Origin of the sequence: Exiguobacterium sp. SH0S1 (assembly GCF_004337165.1) — a bacterium.
GTDB classification, from domain to species: Bacteria; Bacillota; Bacilli; order Exiguobacteriales; family Exiguobacteriaceae; genus Exiguobacterium; species Exiguobacterium aurantiacum_A.
Genome location: NZ_SJVC01000004.1, coordinates 21,946 through 39,187, shown reverse-complemented (window position 1 = coordinate 39,187; position 17,242 = coordinate 21,946). Strand labels below are relative to the sequence as shown.

General features: G+C 51.7%; 18 protein-coding genes. 12 read left to right on the top strand and 6 right to left on the bottom strand.

Annotation, left to right across the window (positions count from 1 at the left end; translation table 11 throughout):
• Window positions 1–71: 71 nt before the first annotated feature.
• The 3 genes from EVJ20_RS10815 to cdd all read left to right on the top strand — a co-directional run bounded on the left by EVJ20_RS10815 (window position 72) and on the right by cdd (window position 2,156).
• Window positions 72–281, top strand: a complete 210-nt coding sequence (locus tag EVJ20_RS10815; protein ID WP_016510454.1) for a hypothetical protein — start codon at window positions 72–74, stop codon at window positions 279–281.
• On the top strand, window positions 278–1,654 hold the full coding sequence (gene rlmD, locus EVJ20_RS10810; RefSeq protein WP_070328938.1) for a 23S rRNA (uracil(1939)-C(5))-methyltransferase RlmD: 1,377 nt from the start codon (window positions 278–280) through the stop codon (window positions 1,652–1,654). Before EVJ20_RS10815 ends, rlmD begins: the two co-directional genes overlap by 4 nt.
• Before the next feature lie 94 nt (window positions 1,655–1,748).
• Window positions 1,749–2,156 (top strand): cytidine deaminase, encoded by a 408-nt coding sequence (cdd, locus tag EVJ20_RS10805; RefSeq protein ID WP_131443918.1) that lies wholly within the window; start codon window positions 1,749–1,751, stop codon window positions 2,154–2,156.
• A gap of 32 nt (window positions 2,157–2,188) precedes the next feature.
• Here cdd and EVJ20_RS10800 read toward each other — a convergent pair whose 3' ends face one another.
• Entirely contained in the window at window positions 2,189–2,398 is a 210-nt protein-coding gene (locus tag EVJ20_RS10800) for a hypothetical protein (protein ID WP_070328939.1), read from the bottom strand.
• 124 nt (window positions 2,399–2,522) lie between these two features.
• Here EVJ20_RS10800 and EVJ20_RS10795 point away from each other — a divergent pair, with 124 nt between their 5' ends.
• Window positions 2,523–2,810, top strand: a complete 288-nt coding sequence (locus tag EVJ20_RS10795) for a hypothetical protein (RefSeq protein ID WP_070328940.1) — start codon at window positions 2,523–2,525, stop codon at window positions 2,808–2,810.
• Window positions 2,811–2,835: 25 nt separating this feature from the next.
• Here EVJ20_RS10795 and EVJ20_RS10790 read toward each other — a convergent pair whose 3' ends face one another.
• The 5 genes from EVJ20_RS10790 to EVJ20_RS10770 all read right to left on the bottom strand — a co-directional run bounded on the left by EVJ20_RS10790 (window position 2,836) and on the right by EVJ20_RS10770 (window position 7,918).
• Window positions 2,836–4,224 carry a sensor histidine kinase gene (locus EVJ20_RS10790; RefSeq protein ID WP_131508187.1) on the bottom strand — a complete coding sequence of 463 codons (1,389 nt, stop codon included), beginning with the start codon at window positions 4,222–4,224 and terminating at the stop codon, window positions 2,836–2,838.
• Window positions 4,221–4,910, bottom strand: a complete 690-nt coding sequence (locus EVJ20_RS10785; RefSeq protein WP_070328942.1) for a response regulator transcription factor — start codon at window positions 4,908–4,910, stop codon at window positions 4,221–4,223. Before EVJ20_RS10785 ends, EVJ20_RS10790 begins: the two co-directional genes overlap by 4 nt.
• 168 nt (window positions 4,911–5,078) lie before the next feature.
• Window positions 5,079–5,645, bottom strand: coding sequence for a GNAT family N-acetyltransferase (locus tag EVJ20_RS10780; RefSeq protein WP_070328980.1), 567 nt, complete (start codon window positions 5,643–5,645; stop codon window positions 5,079–5,081).
• Between the two features lie 199 nt (window positions 5,646–5,844).
• Entirely contained in the window at window positions 5,845–6,996 is a 1,152-nt protein-coding gene (locus tag EVJ20_RS10775; protein ID WP_070328943.1) for an amidohydrolase, read from the bottom strand.
• A gap of 13 nt (window positions 6,997–7,009) precedes the next feature.
• Window positions 7,010–7,918 (bottom strand): TIGR01777 family oxidoreductase, encoded by a 909-nt coding sequence (locus EVJ20_RS10770; protein ID WP_131505084.1) that lies wholly within the window; start codon window positions 7,916–7,918, stop codon window positions 7,010–7,012.
• Window positions 7,919–8,074: 156 nt separating this feature from the next.
• Between EVJ20_RS10770 and recX the strand changes: the two genes are divergently transcribed.
• The 8 genes from recX (at window position 8,075) to EVJ20_RS10730 (ending at window position 17,231) form a co-directional block, all read left to right on the top strand.
• Window positions 8,075–8,887, top strand: coding sequence for a recombination regulator RecX (recX, locus tag EVJ20_RS10765; RefSeq protein WP_236633507.1), 813 nt, complete (start codon window positions 8,075–8,077; stop codon window positions 8,885–8,887).
• A 50-nt stretch (window positions 8,888–8,937) separates the two neighbouring features.
• On the top strand, window positions 8,938–10,578 hold the full coding sequence (locus EVJ20_RS10760) for an L-lactate permease (RefSeq protein WP_051121478.1): 1,641 nt from the start codon (window positions 8,938–8,940) through the stop codon (window positions 10,576–10,578).
• A gap of 315 nt (window positions 10,579–10,893) precedes the next feature.
• Complete coding sequence (locus tag EVJ20_RS10755) at window positions 10,894–12,618, top strand: ABC transporter ATP-binding protein (RefSeq protein WP_070328946.1); 1,725 nt, start codon at window positions 10,894–10,896, stop codon at window positions 12,616–12,618.
• Between the two features lie 24 nt (window positions 12,619–12,642).
• Window positions 12,643–14,688, top strand: a complete 2,046-nt coding sequence (locus EVJ20_RS10750) for an ABC transporter ATP-binding protein (RefSeq protein ID WP_070328947.1) — start codon at window positions 12,643–12,645, stop codon at window positions 14,686–14,688.
• 13 nt (window positions 14,689–14,701) lie between these two features.
• Entirely contained in the window at window positions 14,702–15,880 is a 1,179-nt protein-coding gene (locus EVJ20_RS10745; protein ID WP_131508185.1) for an RtcB family protein, read from the top strand.
• Between the two features lie 67 nt (window positions 15,881–15,947).
• A complete protein-coding gene (locus tag EVJ20_RS10740; protein ID WP_070328949.1) occupies window positions 15,948–16,262 on the top strand; it encodes a YfhH family protein in 315 nt (104 codons plus the stop codon).
• A complete protein-coding gene (locus EVJ20_RS10735; protein ID WP_070328950.1) occupies window positions 16,259–16,528 on the top strand; it encodes a YfhJ family protein in 270 nt (89 codons plus the stop codon). Before EVJ20_RS10740 ends, EVJ20_RS10735 begins: the two co-directional genes overlap by 4 nt.
• 163 nt (window positions 16,529–16,691) lie before the next feature.
• Window positions 16,692–17,231 (top strand): helix-turn-helix domain-containing protein, encoded by a 540-nt coding sequence (locus tag EVJ20_RS10730; RefSeq protein WP_070328951.1) that lies wholly within the window; start codon window positions 16,692–16,694, stop codon window positions 17,229–17,231.
• The last annotated feature ends 11 nt before the right edge of the window (window positions 17,232–17,242 follow it).

Here is a 17,242-nt window from a genome sequence, read left to right as displayed (position 1 = left end):
TTTATCAAGTTACACGAAATAGTATGCTATAATAACAACTCTTTGTCACTAAGCGAAGGAGCGATCATGAGATGGGTAAATCACGAACAGATACGGCAGGAAAAATGAACGTGTTAAAATCGAGAACGGAGTTACTGTGCTTATCAGTCAACACGTTAGACGAATTCACGACGCCAGAGGATTTGCATCGATTGTTAGCTGATATTGATTCCTTACGTGCGAAAGTCGTACGTTACGCCAAAGATTTAGAACAAGTATCTCGAAAGGATGAAACACATTGAAATTGATCGTAGGAGAACGTGCAAGCACGAAAGCAGAACGGTTAGGCATTAACGGGGAGGGCATCGCGATGATCAATCGGATGGTCATCTTTATCCCGAACCTGTTACCAGGGGAACGAGCCGATATCGAAATCACGCGCATCGAACGAAACTATGCCGAGGCGCGGGTCACGAAGCGACACAACGACTCGCCGGACCGGGTTAAACCGCCGTGTCCAATTTATGACGAATGTGGCGGTTGCCAGATTCAACATATGAGTTCACGTCTGCAAATGGACTATAAAGAAGATATCGTCCGCAACGCGTTCCGTCAGAAGACGAAGTTGAACGTCGATAAGTCCGATATCCGTCCGACGAAAGGGATGGAAAACCCTTGGTACTATCGTAATAAGTCCCAATTCCCGTTGTCAGTCCAACGCGGCGAAATCGTCTCAGGCCTCTACAAGCCGAACTCGAACGACCTCGTGCCGATCGAGCACTGCATGGTGCAACAACGTGATACGACGAACGTCAACAACGCTATCGTCCGTATTTTGAACGAGCTCGACATCCCGGTCTATGACGCGAGACGTGACGTCGGTTTTGCCCGGACGATCGTCGTCCGTTCAGGTTACAAGACGAACGACGTTCAAGTCGTTCTCGTCGTCGGGAGTGAGGACGTACCGAACTTGGATACGCTCAGCGACCGCATCATGGAATTGCCGAACGTCGTCTCGTTCCATATCAACATCAACTCGAACCGGTCGGGCGTCATCTTCGGTTACCGAACGGTCCACATCGCCGGTCAAGATAAGATGGACGAGCAGCTAGACGACGTGCATTACCACTTGTCGCCACGTGCTTTCTTCCAACTCAATCCGGCCCAAACCGAAGTCATGTACCGTGAAGTCGTCGAGGCGGCTGGTCTGACTGGTGAAGAACGCGTCATCGATGCGTACGCCGGTGTCGGTTCAATCGGACTTTGGCTCGCACCGCACGCGAAAGAGATTCGCGGGATGGAAGTCGTACCTGAAGCGGTTGAAGACGCAAATGCTCACATGCGTGAGAACGGCTACAATCATGCGACATACGTCGAGGGGCGCGCTGAACATTGGATTCCGCGCTGGGTGAAAGACGGGTGGATTCCTGACGTCATCGTCGTCGACCCGCCGCGAACAGGTGTGGACCATCAGCTCCTAAACGCGATGATTTCTTCGAAAGCGAAACGGATCGTCTACGTGTCATGTAACCCGCAGACGCTCGTGCGCGACGCGGATCAACTCATGAAAGCCGATTATAAGGTCAACTACGTCCAACCGTACGATATGTTCCCGCAAACGGCTCACGTCGAATCGATTGTCGTCTTCGAGAAAAAGAAGAAGAAAAAATATTGACGGGACCGTGAAAACGCTTGTAAAGAAAACGTTTTCACGTTATAGTTCAGATGTCAGACTTCTTTTTTAAATTCAAGAAGCGGAGGAACATTCAATGATTCCACATGAAAAAGTTCAAGAGCTCGTTCATAAGGCGATTGACGCGCGGTCGCGCGCATATACACCTTACTCGAAGTTCAACGTCGGTGCCGTCGTCATCGATGAGACGGGTAAGGAAATCTTAGGTTGTAACGTCGAGAACGCGTCGTACGGTTTGTCGATGTGTGCGGAACGGACTGCCATCTTCAAGGCGGTGTCGGAAGGCAGCAAGTCAATCGACACGGTCGTCGTCGTCGGAGACACGGACGGCCCGATCTCGCCATGTGGCGCTTGTCGTCAAGTCATCGCCGAGTTTGCGAGTGACGACTTCACGTTGATCTTGGCCAACATGGCCGGTGAGACGAAAGTGATGACAAAAGAAGAGATGCTGCCATACGGCTTCTCGCCAAAAGACTTAACATGAAAATAAGGATGCGGACAAAGTTGTCCGCATCCTTATTTGTTGCCGTCATATTTTTTCTCGCTGACTGAGTCGTCTTTTGAGTGGCGCTTTCGTTTCTCGTCTTTCACTTTTTGATTCAGCTCTTCGACCGGGATCGGGTCGACCGTCTCCATGCCTTCTTGGTCAAAGATGCTCTCTTTGTCCGTATCGACGGCGTCCGGATTATCGAACGGTCGTTTTGACGGTTGTTCCTGCTTCTTCATCTCCATCGCCTCCTTCTTTGAGTGTTATTCCACTTCCGTATTTTGTGTAAACGCTTTAGAAAAGTGTTTCAAGTTTCGGGAACAGTGGAATTATCTGTGCATAGTGACTAAGGAGGGGTATTGGATGGATAAGAAAGTATTGATGGGGATCGTGCTCGGTGTGGCTGGTGCTGCACTCGTCGCGCCGAAAGTCGCAGCGCTGTTGACGCAAGACCAAGAGGATAACACGTGGAGCAAGATGGACAAGATGGAAAGTGTCGATTCCGATAAAGACGAGGCGGAAGCAGGGTTGACGCAACTCGACTCGAATCATCGGGCCGAGTGGCAAGCGAACGGGTTCCCGCAGACACACGCCGAACGCGAGCGGCTCATGAACGAATCAGATGATGCCTATAAAGGCAAAGATATTTAAAAAGAGGCAGCCGTGGCTGCCTCTTTTATATGTCTTCATCGTCTGGCAAGAGCGGCAAAGCAAGCGACACGGTCGTGCCGCTGCCGACTTCGGACGTGAAATGCATCGAGCCGCCATGGCGTTCCATAATGTGCTTGGCGATGGCGAGCCCGAGTCCGGTACCGCCGTCTTCACGCGTCCGCGATTTGTTGACGCGGTAGAAACGTTTCGTCAATTGATCGAGGTCCTCTTTCGGGATGCCCCGGCCTTCATCGCGAATCTCGGTGATGGCATAGTTCTCTTCCGCGAACGTCCTCACATGGATCGACCTGCCGGCATCCGTATAACGAAGGGCGTTATCGAGTAAGTTTCCGACGACTTGCTCGAGGCGATCGTGATCCCCGAGGATGATGAGATCAAAGTCGAGATCCGCTTCGATGGTGACGCCTTTCGCGCGCGCAATCGGTTCAAATCGGTATAACACGTCTTCGAGCACTTGTGAGTACACGACCGGTTCTTTCGTCATCGGATACGAATCGCGTTCGAGCTGGGCGAGGTCGAGCAGATCGTTGACGAGTCGTTGCAACCGTTCCGTCTCGTTCTCGATGATGTCGTAATACTGGGCTTGCGTCTTCTCGTCGAGCGTCGGGTCTTGCAGCATCTCGGTATACCCGCGAATGTAAGACAGCGGGGTCCGGAGCTCATGGCTGACGTTAGCCAAAAATTCTTTGCGCTGCTCCTCGACGAGTCCGAGTGACTCGGCCATCCGGTTGAGCGTCTCGGCCAAGTCACCGATCTCGTCATCGGAATCGATCGGGATGCGGTGCGAGAAGTCACCTTTGGCATACACTTGGGAAGCGCGTTTCATTTGGATGAGCGGTTGAATGATCGTGTCGATGATTTGCGTCCCGAAAATGAGCAAGTTGACAATCATCAAGATGAGCAAGAACGTGATCATCAGCCGGATCGGTTGGAACGGCTCACTGATTTTGCTCAGCTCCATATAGAGGATGAGGGCATTATCGAGTTCGCCGTCACGGATGAGCGGGAATGCGGACATGAGAATGTCGACATCCTCGGTCGGGTGCTTGCGCGTGACCGAGATGGCGTAGCCGTCTTGCAAACGAGCGAGATCTTGTTCGCGTAAAAACGTCTTCCCGGAGCCGAGGGTATCTTCCCGTACGGACGAGAGAAACACTTTCGTTTCGGTCAGTTCGTTCGTGTACGTCATGCTGTCAGCGAACGCGTCGGAGAAGCCGTCCGCCTTATAGATGGTGACGAGTTTCTCCCCGCGGTTGATCAGTAGTTCTTCTTGCGTCTGAATGTAAAACTTGTCGTACAAGTAAAACGTCATGATGATGAACACGAACGCAGAGAAGAGGCTGGCCGTCCAGATGGTGATCCAAATCCGCTTCCGGATCGTGTATTGCTTCATACGTTCGCCTCGAACTTGTAGCCGATCCCCCAGACGGTCTGGATGTAGCCACCGGCTTCGCCGAGCTTGAGACGGAGCGTTTTAATGTGCGTGTCGACCGTCCGGAGGTTGCCGTGGTATTCGGTACCCCAAATTTGGTCGAGGAGCTGTTCTCGAGAGAACACTTTGTCTTCGTTTGTGATGAACAAGTAGAGGAGGTCGAACTCCTTACGCGTCAAGTTGACAGTTTTGCCTTTCACGCTGACGGCGCGGCCTTCGATATCGATTGATAAGACACCGGCGTCGAACGTGGCTTCTTGTTCTTTTGAGAAGTTGTGCGTGCGCCGAAGTGTCGCTTCGATTCGGGCGAGCAGTTCGCGCGGGCTGAACGGTTTTGTGATGTAGTCGTCCGCGCCGATCTTCAATCCGTGAATCCGGTCGAGTTCTTCAGACCGGGCCGTCAGCATGATGATCGGGACGTTCGAGAACTCACGGATGCGCATGCAGGCGGTCAGACCGTCGAGCTCGGGCATCATGACGTCGAGCAAGACGAGGTGGAACGACTGTTCTTTTAACAAGTCGATCGCCTCAAGGCCGTTTGTTGCGGTGACCGTCTCATAGCCTTCTTTTTCTAAATTGGAAACGAGCAAATCGCGCATCTGCTCCTCATCGTCGGTTACTAAGATTCGAAATACTGGTTCTATCATCTGGCATTCTCCTTTACAAACCGGTTAACGAAGGATGTGATAATTCCCTCATACTTCTATCATACCTATCTCTTCGAATTAGAACAGAATTATTCATTGTCGTAAAGTTGTCCTCAACAAATCCACACAAAAACGCCACAAAAAAGCCAATTCTTTGTCAGAATTGGCTTATGCTTCGAGTTGGGCTTCGTACGAATGATCGAACTCAGGCGCATGAAGTGAATGCAAGTACAGCTGGAAGCTCGACTTCGACACTTCATACAAAACGTATTCGACGTCACCGCTATTAATTTCTGCTAACAAATCGGGCCGGATCTCGTCGGCGCAAAACGCATAAGGAAGTTTTGCCGCCGCCGCGATCGAACGCTCATTTGCTTTGCGAATCTTTAAAAATACACTCTCAATATCAAGGTCGAAGAACAGCTCTGAGAAGAACGTTTCTTTCGCGACTTGATTGTAACCTTTCCCATGGTACGGTTTGCCAAGCCACGTACCGAGGAAGCCGTAACCGGTTTCCACATCGAACAAGCTGATCGTCCCGATCGGGGTACCGAACTCGTTCGTAATTGTACGTGAGATGATGTTTCCTTGCTCTTCTAGCTCGATGATTTGCTTCGTGCTAAATAAAAACTCGTCAAAGTGGACCGTCTTTTGACGGACATATGGAAAGACATCTGGGTGTTGCATCAGTTCGAACAACTCCGCGCAGTCGGTAAGCTCACGAAATTTGAGCACCAAACATTCCTCCTCCTAGTTCAGACCGCTGAAGAATAGTTGTAACGAAAGCATACTTCTGGCTACGTTGTTCGAACTTGCCTTGGCTGCTCTCTTTTATGAGTTACAAGATTATTTTATAGACTTTTTTTGAAAAAGCAAGCAAATAAAATGTAACTTCACAAAAAAAATAAAAGAGCGCTTTCACGTCTGGGGTTACTCACATTTCATGATGGGTTTTCGAGCGATCCGTCGAGTAGACGATACGGCCGTCGACGATGGTCATGATCGGCTTCGACATGTAGTCGAGCGGGAAGTGACTCCACAAGACGAGGTCGGCGTCTTTGCCGACTTCGAGTGACCCGACGCGGTCATCAACCCCGAGTGACTGGGCCGGATGGATCGTGATGGCGCGCAGGGCGACGTCGACCGGAAGGCCTTCACGGGCGGCAAGACCGGCGCAAAGATTCAAATATTGGACCGGGGTATATGGATGGTCGGTCGTGATCGAGACGATCATATCGTGTTCATGCAAGATGCGGTACGTCTCCCACGTTTTGTTTTGAAGTTCGATTTTAGACTTACGGGTGAACGTCGGTCCGACGGTGACATGTTTGACGCCGAGTTCACGCAACTTCTCGGCGACGAGATGACCTTCCGTACAGTGCTCAATCCGGTAATCGAGATCGAACTCTTGAGCGAAGCGGACGACCGAAAGAATATCGTCGGCACGGTGGGCGTGGACTCGGACCGGCATCTTCCGGTCGAGCGCGAGTTGGATCATCTGACTCCCGAACGTGCCGATCGTCTTCGTCGAATCGACGGTCCGGAACGCCTCGCGCAGTAGTCCCATGATGCCCATGCGGGTCAACTCACCGGATTTCCCCATACTGTGGACGCGCTTCGGGTTTTCGCCGAGAGCAAGTTTCAAGCCGGCGTAACGGCGCAATACCATATCCTCGATAAAGCGACCGTGCGTTTTAATGACGCTCGTCACTCCGCCGATGACGTTCATGCTGCCCGGCATGACTTGGACCGCCGTGACACCGGCCATGAGCGCTTCACGGAAGCCTTCATCGAGCGGATAAACCCCGTCGATGGCCCGTGCGTGCGGTGTCATCGCTTCGACCGTTTCATTGGCGTCATTCCCGACGGAACCCGTCCCTTCGTCATACAGTCCGAGATGGGTATGGGCATCGATGAAACCGGGGAACAAGAAGTTGCCTTCCGCCTCGATGACGGTCTCGCCGTCCGTTGGGTCTAACAAGTCCGCCATTTCGATAATTTTTCCATCTTTTATGCGAATGTCCCCGTAAAAGTTTGGCGCGGTGATCGGATAAATATGGGCGTTACGAATTAATAGATTACTCACGAGCTGTCTCCTCTCAAGTCAAATGCAGTAGTTGTTTTAGTGCGGGTTCTAACGTCTCATAGCGAAAACGAAAGCCGTGATTGAGCGCTTTTGTCGGGACGACTTTGGCACCTTCGAGTACGATCACGCTCTTTTCGCCGAGTACGAGTTTGAGGATCGGGGCCGGAGCCGGAGCCCAGTGTGGACGATGCATCACTTGTCCGAGCGTCTTCCCGAATTGGTCCATTGTCACCGGTGTCGGCGCCGTCCCGTTGACCGGTCCATGCATCGAATCGGTCTCGATGATGTAGACGAATAAGCGGACGAGATCGTCTATGTGGATCCAAGGGACCCACTGTTTTCCGGAACCGAGCCGTCCGCCGGCACCGAGCGTGTAGGGCAGCTTCATGAGCGGGAACGCGCCCCCGTCGTTTGACAAGACGACACCAGTTCGCATCGTGGCGAGACGAATGTCCATATCGGCGACGGGCGCGATTTCTTTCTCCCACAAGACGCAGACGTTTCCTAAGAAGTTGGTCCGGTCCGGGAGCGGTGTCGATTCCGAGTAAGTGATCGACCGGTCTTCGCCGTAAATGCCGATTGCTGATCCGCTGATGACAACGTCCGGTTTCTGCTTCATGTTTTTGATGATGCGAACGACTTCTTTCGTCCCATCGATACGGCTTTGGAGGATGGCTTGTTTTTGTTTGTGCGTCCAGCGTCCGTCGTTAATGGAGGCTCCTGCCAAGTGGATAAAGGCGTCGACATCTTGGAGTTCGGTCTCGGGATGGCTGTCTGGCGTCAACCATTCGACGAACGAGATGCCTCCTTGACGTGGGCGCGGCTGGCGCGTCAAGACGACGACTTGATGACCGGCCTCGGCTAGCGCCCGAACGAGCGGCCGGCCGATCAATCCGGTACCACCGGTGATTGCAATTTTCATGTGAATCCCTCCATTATTCTTGAAGCGTTTTCAAATCGGGTATGATAACGGTAAATACAATAGCTAATTAAATAAATACCCTTTCTTTTAACTTATCAAAAATCCTTCTGAAAAGGGGAACGTGATATGTTAGAAGCAGGAAAAGGAGGGGGTTTCATGAAAATCAGCAAGTTTACGGCTCAAAAGAAAAATAAGGACCGCTTGAACGTCTTCATCGAGAAAGATGGGCAAGAAGAGTTCGCGTTCGCCATCGATTTAGACGTCTTCATTAAATATGGATTGACGAAAGGGATGGAACTTGAAGACGATTTTGTCCGTGACGTCCTCCAAGCCGAAGAGGAACAGAAAGCATACAAAGCAGCCGTCAATTATTTATCGTACCGAATGCGTGCCGTTTCAGAGGTCCGCGACTATCTCGTGAAGAAAGAGATAGATGAGGCAGCTATCAAGCGCGTGATTGACAGATTGATTGAACAACGCTACTTGAACGATGCTGAATTCGCCAAAGCCTACGCCCAGACGAAGTTTAACACGAGTCCGAGCGGGCCGGGCAAAATCAAGCGGGAATTGGTCCAGCTTCGAATCACACCTGAAATCATTGAAGAGGTCATCGCTGCGATCTCGCACGAAGACCAGCTTGAGAAAGCAGGAAAGTTCGTAAATAGGAAACAATTGGAAACAAATCGCCGTTCCGCCACAGAAGTGCAACAAAGAATTCAACAAACCCTGGTGCAAAGAGGATTTTCGTTTGATATCATTTCAGAGGCGATCCTTACGTTTTGGGAAAACGAGGATGAGGACGTCGAGCTTGCAGCTTGCTTGAAGCAGGCTGAAAAACTGAGTCGGAAGTACAACGGGTATGCCCCATATGAGCGGAAACAGCGCATGAAGATGCAGCTTCGGAGCAAAGGATTTCCGTATGAGGTGATTGACCGGACTTTAGAACGACTCGCTGAACAAGAGACATAACGGGAAATTCATTTACGGCAGGGGAAAAAATCTGAAAAGGTGGGTCTACATTGACGATTTTTGAATGGATTACAGCACTTGTGCCAATTTTGGCTGTGCTTGTATTATTGGTTATTATGCGTTTACCAGCATCGGTTGCGATGCCACTCTCGCTCCTGTTGACGGCGCTACTTGCGTTCTTCGTCTGGGAACTTGATGCAACCCGCATTACAGCGGCGGTGTTACAAGGAATCGTCATCGCGATCACGGCAGCGTGGATCGTGTATGGCGCGATCGGGATGATGAATACGATGAAAGAGGGCGGCGGTATGAACGCCATCCGTTCCGGTTTTGTCACCATCACACCGGATCCGCGGATTCAAGTCCTCATCGTCGGCTGGTTGTTCGTTTCGTTCATTGAAGGTGCTTCAGGCTTTGGGACACCGGCGACGGTGGCGGCCCCGCTATTGATCGCACTAGGTTTCCCGCCGATTGCGGCTGTTGTCATCGCCTTGTCGGCCGACGTATCAGCCGTCACGTTCGGTGCAGTCGGGACACCGGCTTTGATCGGGATCGGTAACGGACTCTCGCTCGATGTGAGCAAACCGGAATCAATCGAATTTTTAACAAGTGTCGTCTTACAGACGGTATTGATCGATATGCTCGTTGGTCTTTTTATCCCGTTCATTTTGATTTTGATGCTGACTCGATTCTTTAGTAAAGCGAAGTCGGTCAAACCCGCATTCGAAGTATTGCCGATCGCCCTTGTGGCGGCTCTCGTCTACAGCGTTCCGGCTTACATTTGGACGCTCATCCTCGGATTTGAATTTGGGGGCATGCTCGGTGGCTTGACCGGTCTTGTGATTCTCGTCGCGATGGCACGAAAAGGTATTCTCATGCCAAAACGGGTTTGGACGTTTGACGGTTACGCCGACGAGCTCGACCAACCGGTTGAACAGCCGACGGTCGGGAAAGGGAAACGTGAACTTCCGCAGTGGAAAGCATGGGCCCCTTACTTGATTTTGACGATCTTCCTCATCTTGACACGGACGGTCCCGTTCTTGAACGAGTTGACGCGCAGTGTCCGGATCGACCTCCCGAACATTTTAGGAGTAGAAGGAATCTCGACGTCGTGGGAGCCGTTCTATTCACCAGGGTTCATGTTCATCTTGACGATGATTGCGACGTTCTTCTTGCACAATATGAGTTGGTCGCAAGTGACGTCGGTCTTTAAAGCGACGACACTCGGCATCGGCGGAACGTTAATTACGCTTGCGGCGTCAGTTCCAATGGTTCGAATCTTTATCCATTCAGAGAATGGCGGAGCTGGACTCGCATCGATGCCAGTCGAACTCGCGACGGCTGCAGCGGACACGTTCGGTGGCGTTTGGCCGCTTGTCGCACCATGGATCGGGGCGCTCGGAGCGTTCGTATCGGGCTCGGCCACGTTCTCGAACATGATGTTCTCGAGCTTGACGACAAATGTCGCCGATTCGGTCGGGATGAGTGAGACGCTCGCCTTATCGATGCAGATGGCCGGCGCGAACGCTGGTAACATGATCTGTGTGCTGAACGTCGTCGCGGTCGCTTCGGTCGCGGGTCTGCTCGGTAAAGAAGGAACGATCATTCGCTACACGCTCATGCCGATGATCTATTACGTGACGGCAACAGGGATCGTCGGGATGATTCTCGCGACGTTCTTCTTAAACTGAAACAAGTTACAATATTTTTACAAAAAAATATTGACAATTTTCTGAACAGTCTGCTAAGGTTTTAGTAGATTTTCAAACTATGAAGAGAGAGGAGCCAGCATGATGAAGTACTTGACTACACTACAACGCACACACACAACATCATATGGCTACTCGTATTTGACTGCGTAACACGGCAGCTGGATAGGGGTAGTGTCCTTTCCCTGACCATGCAAATGACTGAAGACTTTCAAGCGTACTTCATCCGATTGGTTGCACAATCAGGTGGAGTGCGCTTTTTTGCGTGCTCGGAAAGGACGGAAGGGGGAATCAGTCGTGAAACTGATTAAACAATTGGATTGGTTTATTAAGAGGCAGAAACGAACGTATGTCATTGCGATCATTTTGCTCATCATTACCGGGGTCATCGATATGCTCCCGCCATGGATTATCGGGCAAGCAATCGATGCGATCCGTGAAGGAAGTTTGACGACGGAACGGCTCATCACAATCGTCGGCTCACTGCTAGGCATCATGGTGTTATCGTACGTTTTATCGTACTTGTGGATCGCGCGTCTATTCGGGACGGCGTTCCTGCTCGAGAAAAAACTGCGGGCCCGATTCTTCGGGTATTTGCTCAAACAGACGCCGCGGTTTTATCAACAGCACCGCACCGGGGACTTGATGGCGCTCGCGACGAATGATTTGAAAGCGGTTGAACGGACGGCCGGTTTCGGTGTCATGACGCTCGTCGATTCGTTCAACATGACACTGATCGCATTGACGATTATGGGGGTGTTCATCGATTGGAAATTGACGCTTGCGGCACTGTTGCCGATGCCGTTACTTGCCTGGTCGATGAATAAGCTTGGCCGTCAAATTCACGCTCGCTTCACCGCGGCGCAAGATTCGTTCGGCGTTATGAACGACCAAGTCGTCGAATCGATTTCAGGACTTCGCGTCATCCGTTCGTTCGTGCAAGAAGAAGCGGATACGAAGAAGTTCGATACGATCACCGACGACGTCATGGCGAAAAACATGCACGTCGCCAAAATCGACGTATTGTTCGAACCGGTCATCAAACTGCTCGTCGGTTTGAGTTACTTGATCGGCTTGTCGTTCGGGACGTACCTCGTATTTACGAATGACATCACGCTCGGTCAACTCGTCTCGTTCAACATTTATCTCGGGATGCTCATTTGGCCGATGTACGCGTTCGGTGAGTTGATCAACGTCGTCCAACGCGGGACGGCGAGCTTAGAGCGGATTGAAGCGACGATGAACGAAGCGCCGGACGTCGTCTCGAACGGCACGGTGCAAGTCGACGTGCCAGAGAAGATCACCTTCAAATCGTTATCGTTCCGCTATCCGGGTGCGAGCCGCCCGTCGCTCGAAGACATCGTACTCCACGTATCACGCGGAGAAACGATCGGAATCGTCGGACCGACCGGGGCCGGCAAAACGACGCTCCTGCGTCAGCTGATCCGCGAATATCCAATCGATGACTCTTTGCTCGTCAACGGGATCCCGGTTCACAAAATTAAACTCGACACGGTACGAGGTTGGAGCGGTTACGTGTCACAAGAACATCTATTGTTCTCGAAGACGGTCCGCGACAACATCTTGTTCGGGGCCGATGACGCGACCGAAGCCGACCTCGAGACGGCGATTCGGCTTGCGGCGTTTGATACCGATATCGAGCATTTAGAGAACGGGCTCGATACGGTCGTCGGCGAGCAAGGGGTCATGCTGTCAGGCGGACAGAAACAACGTCTGTCGATTGCGCGTGCGCTCTTGAAAGACCCAGAGATTTTATTGCTCGACGATTCGCTCTCGGCGGTCGATGCGAAAACGGAAGCCCGAATCATCGATTCGGTCCGGACGAGCCGTGCCGAACAGACGACGTTCATCGTCGCGCACCGCTTGTCTGCCGTTTCCCACGCTGATCAAATCCTTGTCTTGCAAGACGGTCGCGTCACTGAACGCGGCACACATGACCAACTGATGAAACAGCACGGTTGGTATTTCGAACAGTTCAATCGACAAGGAGAGACGGAGTAATCCGTACGAAAGGGGGAATCTCTTATGATCGATCAACACGAATTAGATCCGGTCCGCAGGAAAAAGACGATTCGCTCACTCGTTGGCTATGCCAAACAAGTGAAGCGCTCGATTTTCCTCGGGTTGATCCTACTCTTTTTAGCGGTCGGCGCAGAACTTGCGGGACCGTATATCGCAAAAATTATCATCGATGACCATATCGTCGCCATCGAGCGCGACTGGGTTCAAGTCGAGGCCGGGGGCAGTGTCTCGTTTGACGGCAATAACTATGAGAAAGAGACGCGGTTGGACGGGCAAGACGTCGTCCGTCCCGTCTCGATCGTTCAGACGACCGAAGGCTACTATCTCGTACCGGACGCCGTCATGAGCGGTGGGGTCAGAGAAGTCGATAACGGTGTCTTGACCATCACGCGGAGTGAGGAGACAGCGACGTACGACAACATCGTGCCGTTGTCTTCGACCGACGTCTTCCAGTTTTATGAGACGGATCTTCGGGCCGTCCTCGTCTTATCTGCCATCTACGTCGTCCTGTTGCTCATCGCAGCAGGTCTCAACTGGGGGCAACAGATGCTCCTGCAACGTTCGGCGCATACAATCGTCAAGACGATGCGCCTTGACGTCATGCGGCATTTGCAGACGATTCCAGTCCGTTACTTTGACCAGACGCCGATCGGGAAAATCGTCAGCCGGGTCACGAACGATACGGAGACGATTCGTGATTTGTATTTGGGCGTTCTCGCCCGCGTCTTCCAAAGCGTCGTCATGATGATCGGTGTTTTGATCGCCATGTTCTTCCTAGACGTTCGCCTCGGACTCGTCTCGCTCATCATCATCCCGGTCGTCATCGTCTGGGTGAAGTTGTTCCAGCGTCTCTCGACCCGGAACAACTTTAAAGTCCGGGCGCTCGTCGCCGATATGAACGCACAATTGAACGAGAGCATCCAAACGATGCCGATCATTCAATCGTATGTGCGTGAAGACCTCGTCTATGATGAGTTCGATGTCAAGAACAGCGACAACTTCCAGACACGCCGGAAACTGTTGAAGCTCGACGCCCTTATGTCGCACAACTTGGTCAACTTCTTCCGCAACATGGCACTCGCGCTCCTCATTTGGGTCGTTGGTGCGCAAACGCTCGGAACGGGCAGTGTGCTCACGCTCGGGATACTTTACGCCTACATCGATTACGTGTCCCGTATTTTTGAGCCGGTGACGCAAATTATGAACCAGTTGTCACCGCTCCAACAAGCGCTCGTTTCAGCGGACCGAATGTTCCAACTGCTCGACGAGAAAGGCGAAAACGTCTCGTCTGAACGCATTCCGCGCTTTAATGGCGAAGTCGTGTTCGACAACGTGACGTTCAGCTATGAGGCTGGAAAGCCCGTGTTACAACAGATCGACATTCAAGCTGCACCTGGTGAAACGGTCGCACTCGTCGGCCACACCGGCAGCGGTAAGAGTTCGATCATGAACTTGCTCATGCGCTTTTATGATCCGTCTTCAGGAAAACTTTGCATCGACGGGGTAGACGTGACGACACTTCCGACGCAAGCCGTTCGGGACCATCTCGGCATCGTGTTGCAAGACCCGTTCTTGTTCACGGGCTCGATTCGGACGAACGTGACGCTCGGTGATGAGACCATTCCTGATGAACGGATTTGGCAAGCGTTGACGGCGGTCGGTGCCGACCGGTTCGTCAAGCAGTTGCCGCAAGGACTCGACGAGCCGGTCATTGAGCGCGGCGCTTCACTTTCGAGTGGAGAGCGACAATTGATCAGTTTCGCCCGGGCGCTCGTGTTCGACCCGGCCATCCTCGTCCTTGACGAGGCGACGGCTAGTGTCGACTCAGAGACAGAGGCGCTCATCCAAGACGCGCTGAAGACGCTCACGTACGGACGCACGACGTTCGTCATCGCGCACCGATTGTCGACGATTCGTGAGGCCGATCAAATCCTCGTCCTCGACCACGGTCAAATCATCGAGCGCGGGAATCACCAGTCACTCATCGCTGACGGCGGCGTCTACGCCCGGATGCATGAGTTGCAAAGTAAACAGCAAGTGATCAGCTGAGAAAGGAGACGTTATGGAGATCATCGGCAAATATAATCAAGCTACAGTCTTCAATGAACGGATTGACGATATGACGCGCGCACAGATTCAAACGCTCGTCGACCAACCGTTCACGGAAGGGGCAGCGATTCGAATCATGCCGGATATGCATGCCGGCAAAGGCTCGGTCGTCGGGACGACGATGACGATTCACGACAAAATCGTACCGAACCTCGTCGGTGTCGATCTCGGGTGTGGCATGCTTTGCACCGAGATCAATGTGAAGCGGATCGACTTTCAAAAACTTGACGATATGATTCGTCAACTTGTTCCGAGTGGGATGAACATCCGGGAGTCGGCGCATTCATACGCGTCAAAGATTCCGCTAGAAGACGTTCGCGCCCCGTATAAGCTAGACAGGGCGTTACGCTCGGTCGGAACACTTGGCTCGGGCAATCATTTCATCGAGGTGAACCGTGATGATCATGGACGGACGTTTCTCGTCATCCATTCGGGTTCACGCCACCTCGGTGTCCAAATTGCAGAACACTATCAGCAGCGAGCGATCCGTCATATGATGGATACGACAGAAGTACAGAATGAGATCGAGCGTTTGAAAGAAACTGGACGCGAAAGTGATATTCAAGCTTATCTCGAGTACGCGAAGGCGGCGAAACAAGGATTGCGAGACCTCGCCTATGTCGAAGGTACGGATATGGACGACTACATGCATGACGTGCGTATCGCGCAACAGTATGCGGCAGAGAATCGTCGTGCGATGACCGATGTCATCGTCGAAGCGATGAACTGGAACGTCGTCGATCAGTTCGATACGGTGCATAACTATATCGATCACGACGACATGATCCTCAGAAAAGGGGCGATTTCCGCAAAAGCCGGAGAGCGCGTCATCATCCCGATGAACATGCGTGACGGGTCGCTCATCTGTACCGGAAAAGGCAACCCGGACTGGAACTTCTCAGGTCCGCATGGCGCCGGTCGCATCATGTCGCGCTCAGCGGCACGAAAACGCGTCGACTTCAACGAATTTAAAAAATCGATGGAAGGCGTTTGGTCGAGCTCGGTTCGGAAGTCGACAATTGACGAATCACCGTTCGTCTATAAATCGATGAGAGAGATTGTGCGCTATATTGAACCGGCCGTCACGATTGATCAACTGATTAAACCGCTTTATAACTTCAAGGCGAACTGAACATTATTCAGTTTCGCCTTTTTCTTTTACTCGGAAAATCTGATACGCTACAAGTGAGGTGAACGAAATGGAAAAACGGTTGAGTGCGTTATCAAAGTATGAGCTCGAGCAAGAAATTCGTGACTTGCATGAGCGGAAACGAAAAGCCGAACAGATGGGTATGGTGAGTGAGATTGAGGTCGTGCTTCGCCGCATCGCCATCGCGGAGAGTTATTTGATTGATCCGGCATCGTTCAAACCAGGTACGACGTATATCGTCACCTACAATAATCGTCCGTTCCGATTGAAGTTTGTCAACGGCGTCATGGGTTGGGGAACGTTTGAAGGAGAAGCGATGGAACATGCGATCCCGCTCTCTGAGCTATCGGAGGTGCGCGTATGAACCGATCAGACCAATACAAGCGGTTGGCAGAAATCTTAAGAGACAAGAACGACTTGTTGAATGAAGACGAGGCGTTAACGTGGGTTGAGGTGTTGTGGGAAGATTTTGAGACGACACTCGCCCGCGCTGGTGAACCGTACCCAGGGGAGGCAAAGTCGTTCCAATACGTCGTTCAACAAATCGATGCGTACGGGGCGCAATTACACTTATTTCAAACGAAAAATGAAAAATTCAAACACCTGATTTCGAAACGGGATCTCCACTAAAAAATCACGCGATTGTTGCGTGATTTTTTGCTTGCAAACGTGGTACAGTTGGTTATAATAAAAGTCGCTATTTGTTTGCTTTGGAGTTGAGTATTTATAAACTTTCTTTAGTAAGTATCGTGTATCACTAAACTTTCCTTAGAAAGGGAAGGAGGAATACAGTTTGGAAGTCGGTCAAAACATTAAACGACTCCGCGTCAAAAAAGGGTTGACCCAAGAAGAGTTGGCGGAACGTACCGATTTAAGTAAAGGTTATATTTCTCAAATCGAGCGTGATTTGAGTTCTCCTTCGCTTGAGACGCTGTTTGATTTGTTAGAAGTGCTTGGATGTTCGCCTAAAGAGTTTTTCGATGAGGAAATCAATCAAAAAGTCGTCTATACGGAAGACGACCGCACGGTATATGTCGACGAGAATCGGCTGTATCGGACGGAGTGGCTCATCCCAGAATCCAATGAGAAAGAGATGGAACCGATTCTCCTCACGTTCTCAAAACAAGGGGAGTTCAAACGGTACGAGCCGTCACGCGCGGAGACGTTCGTTTACGTACTGTCCGGCCGCGTCGCCCTCAAGCTAGGGAACCACACGTACTTCGCCAAACCGGGCGAGACGTTGTACTACGTCGCTTCAGACGCGCATCAGCTCGTCAACGATTTTGATGGCGCAAGCGAGTGTCTCGTCGTCGCCACACATTCGTATTTATAACAAGGGAGGAA

Excerpts from the sequence above, each read along its gene's own strand:
- EVJ20_RS10815 (WP_016510454.1), top strand. The coding sequence starts at position 72 with ATGGGTAAATCACGAACAGATACGGCAGGAAAAATGAACGTGTTAAAA.
- cdd (WP_131443918.1), top strand. The coding sequence starts at position 1,749 with ATGATTCCACATGAAAAAGTTCAAGAGCTCGTTCATAAGGCGATTGAC.
- EVJ20_RS10800 (WP_070328939.1), bottom strand. The coding sequence starts at position 2,398 with ATGAAGAAGCAGGAACAACCGTCAAAACGACCGTTCGATAATCCGGAC.
- EVJ20_RS10795 (WP_070328940.1), top strand. The coding sequence starts at position 2,523 with ATGGATAAGAAAGTATTGATGGGGATCGTGCTCGGTGTGGCTGGTGCT.
- EVJ20_RS10790 (WP_131508187.1), bottom strand. The coding sequence starts at position 4,224 with ATGAAGCAATACACGATCCGGAAGCGGATTTGGATCACCATCTGGACG.
- EVJ20_RS10785 (WP_070328942.1), bottom strand. The coding sequence starts at position 4,910 with ATGATAGAACCAGTATTTCGAATCTTAGTAACCGACGATGAGGAGCAG.
- EVJ20_RS10770 (WP_131505084.1), bottom strand. The coding sequence starts at position 7,918 with ATGAAAATTGCAATCACCGGTGGTACCGGATTGATCGGCCGGCCGCTC.
- recX (WP_236633507.1), top strand. The coding sequence starts at position 8,075 with ATGAAAATCAGCAAGTTTACGGCTCAAAAGAAAAATAAGGACCGCTTG.
- EVJ20_RS10750 (WP_070328947.1), top strand. The coding sequence starts at position 12,643 with ATGATCGATCAACACGAATTAGATCCGGTCCGCAGGAAAAAGACGATT.
- EVJ20_RS10745 (WP_131508185.1), top strand. The coding sequence starts at position 14,702 with ATGGAGATCATCGGCAAATATAATCAAGCTACAGTCTTCAATGAACGG.
- EVJ20_RS10740 (WP_070328949.1), top strand. The coding sequence starts at position 15,948 with ATGGAAAAACGGTTGAGTGCGTTATCAAAGTATGAGCTCGAGCAAGAA.
- EVJ20_RS10735 (WP_070328950.1), top strand. The coding sequence starts at position 16,259 with ATGAACCGATCAGACCAATACAAGCGGTTGGCAGAAATCTTAAGAGAC.